At 70.7% G+C, this 16806-nt stretch carries 14 protein-coding genes and 1 riboswitch; of the genes, 3 read left to right on the top strand and 11 right to left on the bottom strand.

Annotation, left to right across the window (positions count from 1 at the left end; all coding sequences use genetic code 11):
* Positions 1-103: 103 nt before the first annotated feature.
* The gene (locus OG393_RS28385; protein ID WP_327377524.1) at positions 104-1603 is read right to left on the bottom strand and encodes a glutamate-cysteine ligase family protein; all 1500 of its coding nucleotides are present in this window, start codon (positions 1601-1603) and stop codon (positions 104-106) included.
* 476 nt (positions 1604-2079) lie between these two features.
* Here OG393_RS28385 and OG393_RS28380 point away from each other — a divergent pair, with 476 nt between their 5' ends.
* Both OG393_RS28380 and OG393_RS28375 read left to right on the top strand, forming a co-directional pair.
* The gene (locus tag OG393_RS28380) at positions 2080-2673 is read left to right on the top strand and encodes a hypothetical protein (protein WP_327377523.1); all 594 of its coding nucleotides are present in this window, start codon (positions 2080-2082) and stop codon (positions 2671-2673) included.
* Between the two features lie 344 nt (positions 2674-3017).
* On the top strand, positions 3018-3224 hold the full coding sequence (locus OG393_RS28375; RefSeq protein WP_327378580.1) for a DUF5999 family protein: 207 nt from the start codon (positions 3018-3020) through the stop codon (positions 3222-3224).
* Positions 3225-3377: 153 nt separating this feature from the next.
* On the opposite strand, the gene gcvP is transcribed toward OG393_RS28375, so the two are convergent.
* A complete protein-coding gene (gene gcvP, locus OG393_RS28370; protein WP_327377522.1) occupies positions 3378-6263 on the bottom strand; it encodes an aminomethyl-transferring glycine dehydrogenase in 2886 nt (961 codons plus the stop codon).
* A 184-nt stretch (positions 6264-6447) separates the two neighbouring features.
* Positions 6448-6546: riboswitch (glycine riboswitch) on the bottom strand.
* A 63-nt stretch (positions 6547-6609) separates the two neighbouring features.
* Here gcvP and OG393_RS28365 point away from each other — a divergent pair.
* Positions 6610-7026 (top strand): PRC-barrel domain-containing protein, encoded by a 417-nt coding sequence (locus OG393_RS28365; RefSeq protein WP_327377521.1) that lies wholly within the window; start codon positions 6610-6612, stop codon positions 7024-7026.
* On the opposite strand, the gene OG393_RS28360 is transcribed toward OG393_RS28365, so the two are convergent.
* From OG393_RS28360 to OG393_RS28320, 9 genes are all read right to left on the bottom strand, one after another.
* Positions 7011-8480 (bottom strand): DNA polymerase IV, encoded by a 1470-nt coding sequence (locus tag OG393_RS28360; RefSeq protein ID WP_327377520.1) that lies wholly within the window; start codon positions 8478-8480, stop codon positions 7011-7013. The two genes, OG393_RS28365 and OG393_RS28360, sit on opposite strands and share 16 nt — an antisense overlap.
* 152 nt (positions 8481-8632) lie before the next feature.
* On the bottom strand, positions 8633-9238 hold the full coding sequence (locus tag OG393_RS28355) for a MerR family transcriptional regulator (protein WP_327377519.1): 606 nt from the start codon (positions 9236-9238) through the stop codon (positions 8633-8635).
* A gap of 246 nt (positions 9239-9484) precedes the next feature.
* The gene (locus OG393_RS28350; RefSeq protein ID WP_005475662.1) at positions 9485-9958 is read right to left on the bottom strand and encodes a bifunctional nuclease family protein; all 474 of its coding nucleotides are present in this window, start codon (positions 9956-9958) and stop codon (positions 9485-9487) included.
* 53 nt (positions 9959-10011) lie between these two features.
* Positions 10012-10755 carry a transcriptional regulator FtsR gene (gene ftsR / locus OG393_RS28345; RefSeq protein ID WP_327377518.1) on the bottom strand — a complete coding sequence of 248 codons (744 nt, stop codon included), beginning with the start codon at positions 10753-10755 and terminating at the stop codon, positions 10012-10014.
* A 29-nt stretch (positions 10756-10784) separates the two neighbouring features.
* Positions 10785-11711 (bottom strand): FHA domain-containing protein, encoded by a 927-nt coding sequence (locus OG393_RS28340; protein WP_327378579.1) that lies wholly within the window; start codon positions 11709-11711, stop codon positions 10785-10787.
* A gap of 82 nt (positions 11712-11793) precedes the next feature.
* Positions 11794-12513, bottom strand: a complete 720-nt coding sequence (locus OG393_RS28335) for a DUF881 domain-containing protein (RefSeq protein ID WP_327378578.1) — start codon at positions 12511-12513, stop codon at positions 11794-11796.
* A gap of 401 nt (positions 12514-12914) precedes the next feature.
* A complete protein-coding gene (locus OG393_RS28330; protein ID WP_015032176.1) occupies positions 12915-13247 on the bottom strand; it encodes a small basic family protein in 333 nt (110 codons plus the stop codon).
* Positions 13244-14173 (bottom strand): DUF881 domain-containing protein, encoded by a 930-nt coding sequence (locus OG393_RS28325; protein WP_327377517.1) that lies wholly within the window; start codon positions 14171-14173, stop codon positions 13244-13246. Before OG393_RS28325 ends, OG393_RS28330 begins: the two co-directional genes overlap by 4 nt.
* A gap of 101 nt (positions 14174-14274) precedes the next feature.
* Positions 14275-16770, bottom strand: a complete 2496-nt coding sequence (locus tag OG393_RS28320; RefSeq protein WP_327377516.1) for a mannose-1-phosphate guanyltransferase — start codon at positions 16768-16770, stop codon at positions 14275-14277.
* Between the last annotated feature and the right edge of the window lie 36 nt (positions 16771-16806).

The following is a 16806-nucleotide window of genomic DNA, read 5'->3' as shown; positions in this document are numbered from 1 at the left end:
CACGGCCCATCAGGGCGGCGCGGCCCGGACGGCGGGCCGCGCCGCCCGCGGAGAGCCGGGGAACGGGACGGCTTCCCCGACCGACCCCGCGACCGCACGCCCGTCAGTCGATCCCCACCGGCCAGGTGTGTACCGGCTCGCCCTGGTACATCAGCTCGGCGTAGCGCCGCGTCATCGCCGCGAGGGCCGCCGTGCGGTCGAGTCCCGTTCCCAGCGCCTTGTGGAAGGTGTCCGCCTGCCAGGAGGCACCGTTGGTCCGGCGGCGGCACCGCTCCTCGATCACTCCCAGGTAGAAGTCGCGGTCCACGGGTTCGATGTGCCAGGCGTCCAGGCCCGCCGCGGCCATCGGCAGCAGTTCGTCGAGGACCAGCCGCGTGGCCGGAACGGCGGCCACCCCGCCCGAGCGGCCCGGCCGAGGCCAGCGAAGTTCGGCCTCGACGCCGTGTCGGCAGGCCGCGTCGAAGTTCGCCGCCGCGTCCTCGAACGGCAGCCGCTTCCACAGCGGACGGGGCTCCTCGGCCAGGGTGCGCACCAGTCCGTAGTAGAACGCCGCGTTGGCGACCACGTCGGTGACCGTCGGGCCGGCCGGCAGGACCCGGTTCTCCACCCGGAGGTGCGGGACGCCGTCCACCCAGCCGTACACCGGACGGTTCCACCGGTAGACCGTGCCGTTGTGCAGGACGAGCTCCTGGAGCCGCGGCACCCCGCCCTCCTCCAGGACGCGCAGCGGGTCCTCCTCGTCGCAGATCGGCAGCAGTGCCGGGAAGTACCGCAGGTTCTCCTCGAAGAGGTCGTACACGGAGTCGACCCACCGCTCCCCGAACCAGGTACGCGGGCGTACCCCCTGCGTCTGGAGTTCCGGCGGCCGGGTGTCCGTGGCCTGCTGGAAGAGCGGGGGCCGGGACTCCCTCCACAGCTCGCGGCCGAAGAGGAAGGGCGAGTTGGCGCCGATCGCCGTCTGGACCGCTGCCGTGGCCTGCGCCGCGTTCCAGACCGCGGAGAACCTTCCCGGGGTGACCTGGAGATGCAGTTGGACGGAGGTGCAGGCCGCCTCGGGGACGATCGACGTCGACGTACAGGCGAGCCGCTCCACTCCTTGTATGTCGAGGGTGAAGTCCTCGCCGCGTGCCGACACGATCTGGTCGTTGAGGAGGGTGTACCGGTCGACGTCCGAAAGGTTCTCGAAGACGAGGTCGTCCTGTGCGAGCGTCGGCAGAATTCCGATCATGACGACGCCCGAGTCGACTTCGCGGGCCTTGCGGTCGGCATATCCCAGGCCGATCCTGAGCTCCTCCGCGAGCCGGTCGAATACCCGGCCGCCGATCCGGTGCGGGGCGATGTTCACTTCGAGGTTGAACATTCCCAGTTCCGTCTGGAAATCCGAGCTCGCGATGCGCTCCAGGACGGCTCCATTGACCATCCGTGGCATACCGTCGGAGCCGGCCAGATTGAGTTCGATCTCCAGGCCGATCAGATTCCGCGGGCGGTCGAACCTCCGCTCGTCCAGCAGCCTGGCGAGAGCCGCCAGGCACTGCTGGAGCTTTCTGCGGTAGCGCTGTCGATCGGACAGGGCGAACCCGTCTGCCACGACCTTCTCCCCCATGGAAGTGTCCTTCCTCGATGCGGGGCGGCCGTGGGAGGGGCCGCGCGTCACCGACGATGATGCCCCGGCCGACTGATCCATAACGCCTGCGAAGCGAGTCCGTCGGACGGTAGGCTGAGAGAGGTGGTCGGGCGGCACATTCCACGGGCACGCGGCGATGAAATGCCCTTCCGTCATATTTCCCCACACCCCGGGGGCGGGAACCGGCCGTCCGCCGTGGTGCCCCCGCCGCAGGCAGATGACGCGCACTCTTCATAAATCCCGGTAATCGCTGTGGAAATAAGGCCGGATGAAGCCTTGCCCGCAATATCGGCGACGGCTAGCGGAAACACCGTGTGAACACGTGTCGTATAAACTCCGCGAACGAGGCAGAGTGTTGGCGCCCGGCCACGGATCCTGACTCCGGCCCGGCAGCCGACAGCGCCGTCGTACCTGCCCACGCGACACCGTGTCTCCTGAGTGAGAGGCGACCCACCATGCTCCGACCCTCCCCGGCCCCCGCGCCGGCACTGCGCAGTGTCCTCGCGGCCCTCGGCTCCCCCACCGCCGTCCGTGAGGCCCGAACGCCCGCCCTCCGGTCCGCGCAGGGACCGTTGAGCCCCGAACTCCCCCTGCCCGTGCACGTCCTGGACGTGCGGGACCAGGTCACCCCGCCGGGCGGTGCGCCGCGCACCAGGCTGGTCGGCTGGCGCTTCCTGATCCGCGGAGCCGAGCGGGCCGTCGCCGCGGCCGACACCATGCTCACCCCTGACGGCTGGACGTTCTCTCACTTCTTCGAGGGGCCCTACGTCGCGGCGACCGAACGCGCACTGCTCCAGGCCGAGTCGCTGCCCACGGCGTACCAGCCACGCCTGCTCTCGATCCCGGAGCTCTACATGCTGACGCTGTGGCTGCACGGCGACACGACGGAGGACGGCACGTCCGCGCCCGACCCGGCCGATCTGCTGGTCCCGCTCGCGCCCGCACCCCCGGGTATCGCCGCGCACCTGCCGCACCGGGTCGCCGACCTGCTGCCCGTCCTCACCCTGCGGCTCGCGCCGCCGTTGTTCGGCACTCCGGCGCCTGCCTGAACCGGCACACCGAGGGACCCCGCCCCGCGGCCGACCGGGCCGCGGGGCGCCCTGCTGCCCTCGTCACGCCGGTGGGGCGCGCCGTACGCACCCCTCGAACACCTCCCCCCGGAAGGACTAGCCCACCAGGGCCATAGCGAACCACCCGAAGAGACCGCCCAGTTGCGTTGAACCGCCCGCGCGGGTGATACGTCTTTATGCAGTAGGAAGAGCTGCCGCGAAATCCCTGCGGATCGACGTCCGCGGGGGAACACTGGACCCACCGAACCGACTACGGGGGAGCGGCCATGAGCACCGCGTCGAGCCGCAGGACCATCACCACGACCCAGCGAAAGAACCCATCCATGTGCCAGCACCAGCCTGCCTGTCCCACCGCCGCGTCCGCCGACCGGGAGGCGGCCCGACTGATGGCACACCACCCCGAGCAGGGCTGGAGCCTGCTGTGCAACGGCGTCCTGCTCTTCGAGGACACCGGTGAGCTGCTGCCCGACGGGCAGATCATCGCACCGCACCGGCCGTTGGCGGCCGGCCGGGTGGCGAAGGCGGCCTGACCGTCCGCCGCCACCGTCACCCGCCGCGCCGCGTGCGCGCGGCAGGCGTCGCCACCTCCGCCCCTCGGGGCGGCACACGGTGCCGCCGGTCACGGCGGTGTTCCACACGACAAAGGGCCGGCCCGGAATCTCCGAACCGGCCCTCATTCATGCTCAGTTGTCGTACTCGTCCATCGGCGGGCAGGAGCAGACCAGGTTGCGGTCGCCGAAGGCACCGTCGATCCGGCGGACCGGCGGCCAGTACTTGTCGGCGGCCGAGACCCCGGCCGGGAAGACCGCCTCGTCACGGGTGTACGGGTGGTCCCATTCGCCGCCCAGAGCGGCCGCGGTGTGCGGCGCGTTGTGCAGCGGGTTGTCGTCGGCCGGCCATTCGCCCGCGGCGACCTTCTCGATCTCGGCGCGGATGGCGATCATCGTGTCGCAGAAACGGTCGAGCTCGGTGAGGTCCTCGGACTCGGTCGGCTCGATCATCAGCGTGCCCGCCACCGGGAACGACATCGTCGGCGCGTGGAAGCCGTAGTCGATCAGACGCTTGGCGATGTCGTCGACGCTGACTCCGGTGGACTTGGACAGCGGGCGCAGGTCGACGATGCACTCGTGGGCGACCAGGCCGGCGGGGCCGGTGTAGAGGACCGGGTAGTGCGGCTCCAGGCGCTTCGCGATGTAGTTCGCGGCGAGCACGGCCACCTGCGTGGCGCGCTTCAGGCCCTCGCCGCCCATGAGGCGCACGTAGGACCACGAGATCGGCAGGATGCCGGCGGAACCCCACGGAGCGGCCGAGATCGGGCCGACACCCGTCTCCGGACCCGCGGCGGGCTGGAGGGGGTGGTTCGGGAGGAACGGAGCCAGGTGCGCGCGGACGCCGACCGGGCCGACACCCGGGCCACCGCCGCCGTGCGGGATGCAGAAGGTCTTGTGCAGGTTCAGGTGGGAGACGTCGCCGCCGAACCGACCCGGCTTGGCCAGACCGACCAGGGCGTTGAGGTTCGCCCCGTCGACGTACACCTGGCCGCCGGCGTCGTGGACCTCGGCGCAGATGTCCGCGACGTGCTCCTCGAAGACGCCGTGCGTGGACGGGTAGGTGATCATCAGCACCGACAGTTCGTCGCGGTACTGCGCGATCTTGGCGCGCAGGTCCGCGACGTCGACCTCGCCGTCGTCGGCGGTCTTCACGACGACGACCTTCATGCCGGCCATCACGGCGCTGGCCGCGTTGGTGCCGTGGGCGGAGGACGGGATGAGGCAGACGGTGCGCTGGTGGTCGCCGTTCGCGCGGTGGTAGGCGCGGACGGCGAGCAGACCGGCCAGCTCGCCCTGCGAGCCGGCGTTGGGCTGGATCGAGACCTTGTCGTAGCCGGTGACCTCGGCGAGGCGCTCCTCGAGTTCGGTGATGAGCGTGAGGTAGCCCTGCGCCTGCTCCACCGGGGCGAAGGGATGGATCTGGCCGAATTCGGGCCAGGTCACGGGCTCCATCTCGGTGGTCGCGTTCAGCTTCATGGTGCAGGAGCCGAGCGGGATCATGCCGCGGTCGAGCGCGTAGTCGCGGTCGGCGAGCTTGCGCAGGTAGCGCAGCATCGACGTCTCGGAGCGGTGGGCGTGGAAGACCGGGTGGGTCAGGTACGCGTCGGAGCGCAGCAGGCCGGCGGGCAGGGTGTCCTCGACAGCGGCGTCCAGCGCCTCGATGTCGGCCTCGACGCCGAAGGCGGACCAGACGGCGGCGAGCTGGGCGCGGCCGGTGGTCTCGTCGCAGGAGATCGAGACCTGTCCGGCGTCGACCCGGTGGAGGTTGACCCCCGCCGCGCGGGCGGCGGCCAGGACCTCGTCGGCCCTGCCGGGGACCCGGACGGTCACGGTGTCGAAGAACGCGTCGGTGACGACCTCGACCCCGCCGTCCCTGAGGCCCTGGGCGAGGATCGTGGCGTAGCTGTGGGTGCGCCGCGCGATCTGCCTGAGGCCGTCCGGGCCGTGGTAGACGGCGTACATGCCGGCCATGACGGCGAGCAGCACCTGCGCGGTGCAGATGTTGCTGGTCGCCTTCTCGCGGCGGATGTGCTGCTCGCGGGTCTGCAGGGCCAGGCGGTAGGCGCGGTTGCCGTCGGCGTCGACGGAGACGCCGACGAGACGGCCCGGCAGCGACCGGGCGTGCTTGTCCTGGACGGCCATGTAGCCGGCGTGCGGGCCGCCGAATCCCATGGGCACGCCGAAGCGCTGGGTGGTACCGACGGCGATGTCGGCGCCGAGCTCGCCGGGCGAGGTGAGCAGGGTGAGCGCGAGCAGGTCGGCGGCGACGGTGACGACCGCGCCGAGCTCATGGGCCTGGTCGACGACGGCCCTGATGTCGCGCACCGCGCCGGAGGCCCCGGGGTACTGCAGGAGCACGCCGAACACGCCGCGCTCGGCGATCTCCGAGGGGATGCCCTCGCTCAGGTCGGCGACGACGACCTCGACACCGGTCGGCTCCGCACGTGTCTCGATGACGGCGATCGTCTGCGGGAGTGCGTCGGCGTCGATCAGGTAGACGCCGTTCTTGACCTTGCCGACCCGGCGCGACAGGGCCATCGCCTCGGCGGCGGCGGTGCCCTCGTCGAGGAGGGAGGCGCCGGAGGTGGGCAGACCGGTCAGGTCGGCGACCATGGTCTGGAAGTTGAGCAGCGCCTCCAGGCGGCCCTGCGAGATCTCCGGCTGGTACGGCGTGTACGCGGTGTACCAGGCGGGGTTCTCCATCACGTTCCGGAGGATCACCGGCGGCGTGAAGGTGCCGTAGTAGCCCAGACCGATCATCGGGGCCAGAACCTGGTTGCGGTCGGCGAGGGTGCGCAGCTCGGCGAGCACCTCGGCCTCGGTGCGGGCGGCGGGCAGGGCGAGCGCCTGGGTGTTCTTGATCACGTCCGGCACCGCGGCGTCGGTCAGCTCGTCGAGGGAGCCGTAGCCGACCTGCGCGAGCATCTTGGCGCGGGCTTCGGCGTCGGGCCCGATGTGCCGCTGCTCGAACGGGATGCCCTGTTCGAGCACGGAGAGCGGAATGCGGTTGGCGGTCATGTACGGAGGCCTCCTGGTCGTCACGACCTGCGAGGGGCACCTCGGCGTGGGTGCCCGGACGGCCTCCCCCTCTGTCATCTCAACCTGAGAGTTTCACCGGCATGCCGAAGGAGCACGCCGGCTTTCACCGTCGGTGAGAGCGGCCGGTCCACGCTGCGACCACCGCCCTGCTTTCCAGAGTGACCTCGTCCGTGCGGTACGTGGGCCTGAGAGATTCCGGGGAGGATTTGCTCCTTCGGCGCCTCCGAAAGGTTTCTCCGAAGGACTCTCCCGCACGGGGTCAGCAGCCACAGCCAGCCTACCAGCGAGGTTCCGTTCCCTGTCGCTCAAGTGGCCGACATCCCAGATGTGCACTTTCGTAGTCCTTGTAGAGCAGTTGCGACCCGTTGGAGGGACCGTGCAGACCGACATCGATCCGCGCAGCCTGATCGGCCGCAAGGCGTTCGACCGCGACGGGCACAAGATCGGGACGGTGGACGAGGTGTACCTGGACGACGCGACCGGGGTCCCCGAATGGGCGGCTGTCCGCACGGGCCTGTTCAGCCGGGACGCGTTCGTCCCTCTGGAGCCCAGCGAACTGGTCGACGACGGCCTGCACATCCCCTTCGAGCGGTCGCTCATCAAGGACGCCCCGGACTTCGGCGTGGGCAGGCACCTCTCCCCCGAGCAGGAACTCCAGCTCTATCGCCACTACGACATCGTGCTGCCGCCCCCGCCACCGGACCGCGACTTCGGCCGCCTGGCGGGTCAGGGCGATTCCTGACCCACGCCGTCCGAGGACGCGTCTGGCCGTGGGATGTCTCCGGCCTCCCCCGGCACCGTGCCGGTCCGCCGCTCCCACCCTGTGGGCCCGCCGGCCACCAACGGGAGTGGATCGGCCGGTTCCAGATCGGGATCGTCGACGGGGAAGGTGCGGACCCGGCCCGGAGCCGAGCCGGGCTCCTCGAAGCGCACGGTGACCCGTCCGACGCCGCTGCCCTGCACCCAGCCGGCCCCGTGGGCGGCATGCCGTACGTCGAGCCCGGGGGCCCAGTCAGGCGCCGCGGCCGAGGGTTCCGGCCCGGCCGCGGGCGACTCCCGTTCCGTCGCCGGCCCGTCCGCCGCCTCCCGGCCGGTGCCGGCCGGACCCGCCTCGTCCGCACGGGCCTCGGCCTGGGCGAAGAGGTCCTCCTGCGTGTAGTCGGCGAGGCCGCTCACCCCGACGCCGAGCAGTCGCACCCCGCCCGTGGTGTCCACCGCCTCCAGCAGACGCCCCGCCGCCTCCCGGACCACCATCGGGTCGTCCGTCGGGCCGCGCAGGGTCTCCGACCGGGTCAGCGTGGAGAAGTCGTAGCGCCGCACCTTGAGCACGATCGTCCGCCCGGAGTGGCCGGAGCCGCGCAGCCGGCCCACACACCGCTCGGCCAGCCGCTCGACCTCGGTCCGGATGCGTACCCGATCGTGCAGGTCGACGTCGAAGGTGTCCTCCACGGAGACCGACTTCGCGTCCCTCTCCGCCACGACGGGCCGGTCGTCATGTCCCTGCGCCATCCGGTACAGCGAGGTCCCGTGCGCTCGCCCGAGCAGGCGTACCAGCTCGTCCTCGCCCGCCTCCGCGAGGTCGGACACGGCCGTCATCCCCGCCCTCCGCAGGTGCTCCCCCGTCGCCGGGCCGACCCCCGGCAGGATCCGCACCGACTTCGGTCCGAGCAGCTCGCGTTCCGTCCCCGGCTCGATGAGCACGAGCCCGTCGGGCTTCGCCTCCTCCGAGGCGATCTTCGCAAGCATCTTGGACCCCGCGAGCCCCACCGACCCCGCCAGTCCCGTGGACTCGCGAATGTCCCTGCGCAGTCGCTCACCGACCCTCCGGGCGCTCGCGGCGTCCCGGGCCGCGCCCCCGGCTTCCAGGTCCACGAATGCCTCGTCCAGGCTCAGCGGCTCGACCAGCGGCGAGAGACGCCCGAGGAGTTCCATGACCTGTTCGCTGATCGCCCGGTAGAACGCGAAGCGCGGCACGAGGTAGGCGGCGTTCGGAGCCAGCCGGCGCGCCTGGCCCATCGGCATGGCGGAGTGCACACCGAAGCGGCGTGCCTCGTAGGAACAGGTGGCCACGACACCCCGCGGACCGAGTCCCCCGACCACCACCGGCTTTCCGCGCAGACTGGGCTTCGCCGCCTGCTCGGCGGCGGCGAAGAAGGCGTCCATGTCGAGATGCAGGATCGTCGGGGCGGCTCTCACCTCTCCGATGCTCCCCTACCCCACTGACAATCGACCGCACCCGCGTGCGAAGAGGACCGGCCCTCCCCGGCGGAGCCGCAGGACGGCGACCCGGGGGCGTGCCGCGGGCCCGTGTCCCGGAGCCTGTCGGGTGGCCTTCGGCCGACAGACGCTCAGACGGCCCGGTCGCGGCGTCGCCGAGCGAGTTCGTCGCCGGGGTTGTGCCCGATCAGCGTCTCGCCGGTGTCGACACGCTCCCCGTGAAGCTGCGAGAGCGCCGCCTCCACGTCACGCCAGACCACGCCGACGGCGATCCCGAAGACACCCTGGCCGCCTTGGAGCAGGTCCACGACCTCGTCGGGCGAGGAGCACTCGTACACGGTGGCCCCGTCGCTCATCAGGGTCATCCGCTCCAGGTCACGGAAGCCGCGGGCCCGGAGATGCTGGACGGCGGCCCGGATGTTCTGCAAGGCGACACCGGTGTCCAGAAAGCGCTTGACGATCTTGAGGACGACGACATCGCGAAAGCTGTAGAGCCGCTGTGTCCCTGAGCCGCAGGCGGACCGCACGCTCGGCTCGACCAGACCCGTGCGGGCCCAGTAGTCCAGCTGGCGGTACGTGATCCCCGCCGCCGCGCAGGCGGTCGGGCCGCGATATCCCACCGTGTCCGCATCCGCGCCGGCATCGAAGTCACCCACCCCGCCGTGAAGCGGATACGGACCGCTCTCCGAGGGCGCCCGCCCGAGAGAGCCCCCTGCCGTACCGTCGCCGCTGCTCATCACGCCGACCCTCCGTCCTTGACCTGCCCACACGAAGGTAGGCAGTCACTCGGGGTGCGTCAACGATCGCCACACTCGGCACGCCGAGTGATAATCACCCTGAGAGTGGTTTCCCGTGTCTCTCTTCCGGGAAAGGCTATCCGAATGCTCTGACAGCACCCGGTCAACGACAGTCGACTTCCGGCCAACGGTCGGGCGCACCGGCACCGGGAGTTCGGCAGCCGGCGATCCGGACGGCCGGCCCGCTCACTGGCTGTTCGTCCCGAAGTCCTCCGGGGAGATCTGGTCGAGGAACTCGCGGAACTTCTCCACCTCGTCCTCCTGCTCGTCCGGAATCGCGATGCCGGCGTCGTCGAGCACACCGTCGCTTCCGAAGATCGGCGTTCCGGTCCGCAGGGCCAGCGCTATCGCGTCGGAAGGCCGGGCGCTCACCTCGACACCGCTGGCGAAGACCAGCTCCGCGTAGAAGACCCCTTCACGGAGATCCGTGATCCGGACCTCGGTCAGCTCCTGCCCCACGGCCTCCAGCACATCCTTGAAGAGGTCGTGCGTCAGCGGCCTGGCCGGAGCCATGCCCTGCTGAGCGAAGGCGATCGCGGTCGCCTCCCCCGGTCCGATCCAGATGGGGAGGTACCGATCGCCTCCCACTTCACGCAGGAGCACGATCGGTTGGTTGGAGGGCATTTCCACCCGGACACCCACAACGTCGAGCTCGTTCACACAGCAACCCTAGGACGTGCCCGGTCGGTTTGGATAGTCGGGCTCCCCCGGGATCACGGCAGGCGTACTCCGAGAGCGGTCTGGATCAGCGCCGCGTGGAGCCGTACGGAGAGTCCGGCGAGTTCCTTCGCGGTGGCCTCGGCATGCGCCCTGGTCTGCGGATTGCGGTGCCGACGCAAGGGAGCGACCACCTGTTCGACCAGTCCCGCCTCGCGATCGGCGGCGGCCTTCACGGCGCGAAGATGACGCGGTTCCAGACCGAATCTCCCCAGATCCGCGACGAGCCGCGCGACGGTGACCGCCTCCGCGTCGTAGTCGCCTCCGGGCCCGGCGGCGATGAGGCCGTAGGACTCCCATTCCGCGAGCTCCGCCTCGTCCACCTCGGCGGCGGCGAGCAGCTCGGCCCGTCCCACCCGCGCGGCCGTGGGCCCACCGGTGTCCCCCTCCCGGGCCTCGTCCAGCGGGTCCCGCTGAGGGCTGGGGGACGGAAGCCGGACGGTCTCGCCGCGGGCGAGGGCGTCGAGGTGCTCGCGGATGACCTTCAGCGGAAGATAGTGGTCCCGCTGCATGCGCAGGATCCGGGCGAGCCGCTCCACATCCTGCTCGCTGAACTTGCGGTATCCGGAGGCCGTCCGCCGGGGCTCGACGAGCCCCTCGGCCTCCAGGAACCGGATCTTGGAGATGGTGACTTCGGGGAACTCGTCACGCAGCCGGCCCAGCACCGCGCCGATGCTCACCAGCCGGTCGTCCGCGGCGGCGGCGCCGCGTCCGGCACCGCCCGTCGATGTACGCAGCATGGACCTTCCCTGACGGGTTCCCCGAGGCGTCACACGCCCCGTTGGCTCGAGTAGAACACCAGCCGGTACTTGCCGATCTGCACCTCGTCGCCGTTGGACAGCACGACCGCGTCGATCGGCTCCCGGTTGACGTACGTGCCGTTGAGGCTGCCCACGTCGGCGACCACGAAGGTGCCGTCGGGCTGCCTGCGGAACTCCACGTGTCGCCTCGACACCGACGAGGACTCGTCGTCCAGGAAGATGTCGCTCTGCGGGTGACGCCCCGCCGTGGTCAGCTCGCTGTCCAGCAGGAAGCGGCTGCCGGAGTTCGGGCCGCGGCGCACCACCAGCAGGGCCGAACCGGGCGGGAGTGCCTCGACCGCCGCCAATGCCTCGGGAGACAGTGACGGAACCGGGGTCTGCCCGGTGGCCTCGGAGTCGTAGTACGCCTCCAGACCGGAGATGGAGATCGTCGACGTCGTCTCGGAGGCACGCTCCGGGGCGACCCCGCCCCGCAGCGGCGCGCCGCAGTGGGAGCAGAACCGACTGTCCGCGGCGTTGCGGTGACCGCACCTCGTACACACCGGCATGGACGGATCCTCCTGCCGCGGCTGACCCGCGGAGGCCTGGGTCGCGTACGGGTCGGGAGCGAACCCTCCACCCGTACTCGAGGCTGTTGGTTCCCCGAAACCTATGCGGGCGGCACCGGCAGGGTCAACGGACGACGCGCCGTGACCGCCCACCTCGTCGCGGAACAGCGGACGCTCGCCGCCCTGCTCCTCACTCTGGGCATGACGCGGAGCACGGTGCCTGGCGTTGCCACCGTCCTCGCTCGCGTTCTTGCCGAACAACTTCGCAAACCACTTCACGGGCGATTCCCCTTGACTGAAACAGACCCGCCCGTGGGGCAGGACGAACCCTGACTCAACACACCTGCCGACCGGGACATCTTCACAACGTCCATACCCTCCGGACAGTTTCCACCACGCACCACACTTGTGGTGCGGCGACCCCCCGCAACGTCATCCCCATGTCGCGCGATCGCCATTCGCCCCCGCCTCACTGTGACGACGACTGAGCGTAGTCAGGCCGCTTCGCAGGTCGCAAGGCATCCACGGTGATCTTCTCGGAGCGGGCCACCGTGGCCGTGGCCTGCTCCTTCTCCAACGTCTGCACGACTCCGCCGGGGATGTTGAGCGCGGGCTCGAGATCCTCGGGCTTGCCGATGACCTTGAAGACGTACGGAGCGGTCACCTTCGTTCCATCGATCCGTATGTCACCTTCGCCGCCGGAGAAGTAACTGTCCGCGACCACCCGGACGTCGTTGACCTGGATCGCCTCAGCACCGGCCGCCCGCAGCTCCTGGATCGCGTCGAGCAGCATGTCCGACTCGACCGCGCCGGAACCGTCGCCGATGGTCAGCGTGATCCCCGGACCCTCGGCGGCCACGGTGCCGGCGAGAATGCCGAGCTGGCCTTCCTTCTCCTGCGTCTGCCGGCGCGCCTCCTCGGCCTGGTCCGAACTCGACTCGAGCTCCGAACGCTGGCTCTCCAACCGTGTCTTCTCGTCCTCCAGCCGCTGGGTGCGGTCGTCGAGTTCGTCGAGGATACGCACCAGGTCCTCCTGGCGGGCGCCGCGCAACGCGCTGTTGTCGCTGGTGGACCGGACCTGGATGGCGAGACCGAGACCGAGCACGAACAGCAGTACCGCGACGATCAGTTGGGCCCGGCTGACGCGCGGGGGCCAGAGCCCGGCGGCCAGTCGCTGCCGACCCGTCATCGTCGGACCGGACGCCTCGCCGGCGGCCGGGGCGGGGCCGGAAGGGCCGGAGAGGCCGGAGGGAGCCTCCGAGGCTGCCTGTGCGGCGGGAAGGGGACGTCCGCCCGGCCCGGTGGGACCGGTGGGGCCCGATGCCCTTCCCGGGAGCGGGGGTCCGGCGGGTCCTCCGGCGCGGGCGGGTCCGGTCGGGCCACCGGGACCGGTGCCGCCGGGACCTGCCGGGGGCGCGGTGGCGTCCTCGCGGGCCTCGGAGGCAGCCGCGGCACCGCCCGCGGCTGCCTCGCTCCCCGTGCCCTGGTGCCCCCGCGTGTCCTCGTACGGGCCGGAGTCACCGTCCTGCTTCCGGGGGCGCCCGGCCTCGTTCTTCCGCTCCTGCTCGTCGTTCTGGTCGCTCATCGGCCTCACGCCCGGAACACGTGGCGCCGGATGGCGGCCGCGTTGGAGAAGATCCGGATGCCGAGGACGACGACCACGCCGGTCGACAGCTGGGCGCCGACGCCCAGCTTGTCGCCCAGGAAGACGATCAGCGCCGCCACTACCACGTTCGACAGGAAGGAGACCACGAAGACCTTGTCGACGAAGATCCCGTCGAGCATGGCGCGAAGCCCGCCGAAGACCGCGTCGAGCGCGGCCACCACGGCGATCGGAAGATAGGGCTCGACCACCGCCGGAACCTCGGGACGGACCAAGAGTCCGACCACCACTCCCACGATCAGGCCCAGTACGGCGATCAAGATGTGCCCTTCCCTGTGTCGGCCGTGGCCCGCCCGGTGGACGCGGCCGCCCCGGCTCCCCTCGGCTCCGCTGTGCGTACGATCAGGCTCGGCGCGGCCGGAAGCCGCACCTCGGTCTCGGTGGAGATGCCGGTCCGGATGCCGAAGTTCTCCTGGAGCGCGTGCAGATACTGGCCGTCGGCACTGTCCTGGAACGCGGTGCTGAGCCGTTGCCCGTCCCCCACCGCCAGCACCGTGTACGGCGGCACCAGCGGTTTGTTGTCGACCAGTATGGCGTCGCCGGCGGCCCGGATCGCGGACAGCGACGTCAGCCGCTGCCCGTTGATCGCCACGGCCTCGGCGCCCGACTCCCACAGCCCGTTGACGATCCGCTGCATGTCCCGGTCGCGGACCCGGCCCGTGTCCGCGAACCCACTGCTCTCCCGCGGCCCGCCGCCGCCCGAGTTCGTGCCCTTGGCGTCGTCGACGACGAGCTTCACCCCCGGCCCGCGGACCGGGGTGGCGCCCGACAGCAGGGCGACGAGCTCGGCCTGGTCGCCGCCGTGCTGCTCCAGTGCCTTGCGCTGCCGTTCCCCGACCTCGCCCCGGATCTTCTCGACATCCTGTTCCAGCCGGTCGGCCGCCGAGGACTCCGCCTCGATCCGGTCGATCAGCTCCTGGCGCTCCTTGGCGACGACCGGGGCGGAGATCCGCGCCTCGGCGGCACCCACGGTCACCACGGCCGCGGCGAGGACCAGGCCGGCGGCGAGCCCGAGCTTGGAGCGCAGCGTGCGCGGCATTCCGCCGCCCTCGGCCTCTCGCCGGGCCGACGCCTCCGCGTAGCCGTCGTCCAGGGCATGGTCGATGACGTTGTTCAGCAGCGACATGGACGCGTCGGGGCGCGGTGGGGGCGCTCCGGTGCTCCGAACGGGGGGCTGCTGCGACATGCCGCACATCGTCGCACGTCGCGGGCGCTACCGCCGAATGGCCCCACCGGCGGGCCGGGGGACGCCCGCGAGGCGTCCCCCGGCCCGGCCGGGCCGTCCGCCTACTGACCTGCGCTCTCCACCACACCCGACCACTCGTCGAGAAGGGCCTGCGCCGAGGTGTCGTCCGGGCCCTCGGCCCACAGATGGGTGACGGCCTCGGCCGGGTCGGGCAGCACCATCACCCAGCGCCCGTCCGCCTCGACGACCCGTACGCCGTCGGTGGTGTCCACGGACCGCTCGCCGGCCGCCTCGACCACCCGGCGCATCACGAGGCCCTTCACCGCCCACGGGGTCGCGACGTCCCGCTTGAGGACGTGCGCCCGGGGGATCCGGGCGTCGATCTGGCTCAAAGTGAGCTGTGTCCGCGCCACCAGACCGATCAGCCGCACGAACGCGGCGGCGCCGTCGAAGACGCTGCTGAACTCGGGGATGATGAATCCGCCGCGGCCGTCGCCGCCGAAGATGGTGGACTCCTCGCGGCCGACCCGGGTGAGGTCGTCCGGCGAGGTCGTCGTCCATTCCACCTGCGTGCCGTGGTAGGCGGCGACCTGCTCCGCGATCCGTGTCGTCGTCACGGGCAGCGCGACCCGTCCGGAGCGCCGCTCGGCCGCCACCAGGTCGAGCATGACCAGCAGGGACCGGTCGTCCTCGATGATCCGCCCGCGTTCGTCGACGAGCGAGAGCCGCTCGCCCACCGGGTCGAACCGCACGCCGAACGCGGCGCGTGCCGACGCCACGATCTCCCCGAGCCGCACGAGCCCGGCTCTGCGGGTCTCGGCCGACTCGGTGGGCCGGGACTCGTCGAGGCCGGGGTTGATCGTCAGCGAGTCGACCTGGAGCCGTCCGAGCAGACTGGGCAGGACGAGCCCCGCGCTTCCGTTGGACGCGTCGACCACGACCTTGAGGCCCGCCTCGGCGATGCCGGTGGTGTCGACGTTCCGCAGCAGCGAGCCGGTGTACGAGTCGTAGACGCTCGCCGGGAAGGACAGGTCACCGATCTCGCCCGGGAAGGCCCGCCGGTACTCCTGGCGTGCGAAGACCCGGTCCAGCTTCCGCTGGCCCGCCTGCGACAGGTCCGCTCCCCGCTCGTCGAAGAACATGATGTCCACGGAGTCCGGCACTCCAGGCGTCGTCCGCAGCATGATCCCGCCGGCGCTGCCCCTGGCCGTCTGCTGCCGGGCCACCGGCAGCGGTACGTTCTCCAGGTCGCGTACGTCGATGGCGCTCGCCTGCAGTGCGGAGATGACCGCCCGTTTGAGGGCCCGGGCGCCCCGCGAGTGGTCGCGTGCCGTGGTGACGGTCGCGCCCTTCTTCAGCGTGGTGGCGTAGGCGCCGGCGAGCCGCACGGCGAGCTCCGGCGTGATCTCGACGTTCAGGATCCCGGAGACGCCGCGAGCGCCGAAGAGGTGCGCCTGCCCGCGGGACTCCCAGATGACGGAGGTGTTGACGAACGCGCCGGCTTCGATGGTCTTGAAGGGATAGACCTTGACGTTGCCCTGCACGATCGACTCTTCGCCGATCAGGCATTCGTCGCCGATGACCGCGCCGTCCTCGATCCGGGCGGCCCGCATCACGTCGGTGTTCTTGCCGATCACGCAGCCGCGCAGGTTGCATTGCGGGCCGACGTAGACGTTGTCGTTGATCACGGCGCGGTGGAGGAAGGCGCCGCTCTTGACGACGACGTTCGAACCGATGACGGTGTGTTCGCGGATCTCGGCGCCGGCCTCGACCTTCGCGTAGTCACCGATGTACAGCGGTCCTCGCAGGATCGCGTCGGGATGGACCTCCGCGCCTTCGGCGACCCAGACGCCCGGGGAGATCTCGAAGCCGTCGAGTTCGACCTGCACCTTGCCTTCGAGCACGTCGGCCTGTGCCTTGACGTAGCTCTCGTGGGTGCCGACGTCCTCCCAGTAGCCCTCGGCGACATAGCCGTAGATCGGCTTGCCCTCCTTCATGAGCTGAGGGAAGACATCACCGGACCAGTCGACCGGAACATCCGCCTCGACGTAGTCGAAGACCTCGGGCTCCATCACGTAGATGCCCGTATTGACGGTGTCCGAGAAGACCTGTCCCCAGGTCGGCTTCTCCAGGAAGCGTTCGACTTTGCCTTCTTCGTCCACGATGGTGATGCCGAATTCCAGCGGATTGGGCACCCGGGTCAGGCAGACCGTGACCAGGGCGCCCTTTTCCTTGTGGAAGGCGATCAGGTCGGTGAGGTCGAAGTCGGTGAGCGCGTCACCCGAGATGACGACGAAGGCGTCGTCCTTCAGGGCTTCCTCGGCGTTCTTCACGCTCCCCGCGGTCCCGAGGGGTTTCTCCTCGTTGGCGTACGTGAGCTCCATCCCGAGTTCTTCGCCGTCACCGAAGTAGTTCTTGACGAGTGAGGCGAGAAACTGCACCGTGACGACGGTCTCCGTGAGACCGTGCCGCTTGAGCAGTCGCAGGACATGCTCCATGATCGGCCGGTTGGCGACCGGCAGAAGAGGCTTGGGCATGCTCGAGGTCATGGGGCGAAGTCGGGTTCCTTCGCCACCGGCCATCACGACGGCCTTCATGTCGGAAGCGTCCTCCTTGAAGAGACGACGGTCCAG

The sequence above is a fragment of the Streptomyces sp. NBC_01216 genome, assembly GCF_035994945.1.
GTDB lineage: Bacteria > Actinomycetota > Actinomycetes > Streptomycetales > Streptomycetaceae > Streptomyces.
Note: the sequence above shows the minus strand (reverse complement) of the source record. Positions and strands in the feature narration are given on the sequence as shown.

Coding starts and splice junctions, on each gene's coding strand:
- OG393_RS28385 (WP_327377524.1), bottom strand. CDS start 1,603: ATGGGGGAGAAGGTCGTGGCAGACGGGTTCGCCCTGTCCGATCGACAG.
- OG393_RS28380 (WP_327377523.1), top strand. CDS start 2,080: ATGCTCCGACCCTCCCCGGCCCCCGCGCCGGCACTGCGCAGTGTCCTC.
- OG393_RS28375 (WP_327378580.1), top strand. CDS start 3,018: ATGTGCCAGCACCAGCCTGCCTGTCCCACCGCCGCGTCCGCCGACCGG.
- gcvP (WP_327377522.1), bottom strand. CDS start 6,263: ATGACCGCCAACCGCATTCCGCTCTCCGTGCTCGAACAGGGCATCCCG.
- OG393_RS28365 (WP_327377521.1), top strand. CDS start 6,610: ATGTGCACTTTCGTAGTCCTTGTAGAGCAGTTGCGACCCGTTGGAGGG.
- OG393_RS28355 (WP_327377519.1), bottom strand. CDS start 9,238: ATGAGCAGCGGCGACGGTACGGCAGGGGGCTCTCTCGGGCGGGCGCCC.
- ftsR (WP_327377518.1), bottom strand. CDS start 10,755: ATGCTGCGTACATCGACGGGCGGTGCCGGACGCGGCGCCGCCGCCGCG.
- OG393_RS28335 (WP_327378578.1), bottom strand. CDS start 12,513: ATGACGGGTCGGCAGCGACTGGCCGCCGGGCTCTGGCCCCCGCGCGTC.
- OG393_RS28325 (WP_327377517.1), bottom strand. CDS start 14,173: ATGTCGCAGCAGCCCCCCGTTCGGAGCACCGGAGCGCCCCCACCGCGC.
- OG393_RS28320 (WP_327377516.1), bottom strand. CDS start 16,770: ATGAAGGCCGTCGTGATGGCCGGTGGCGAAGGAACCCGACTTCGCCCC.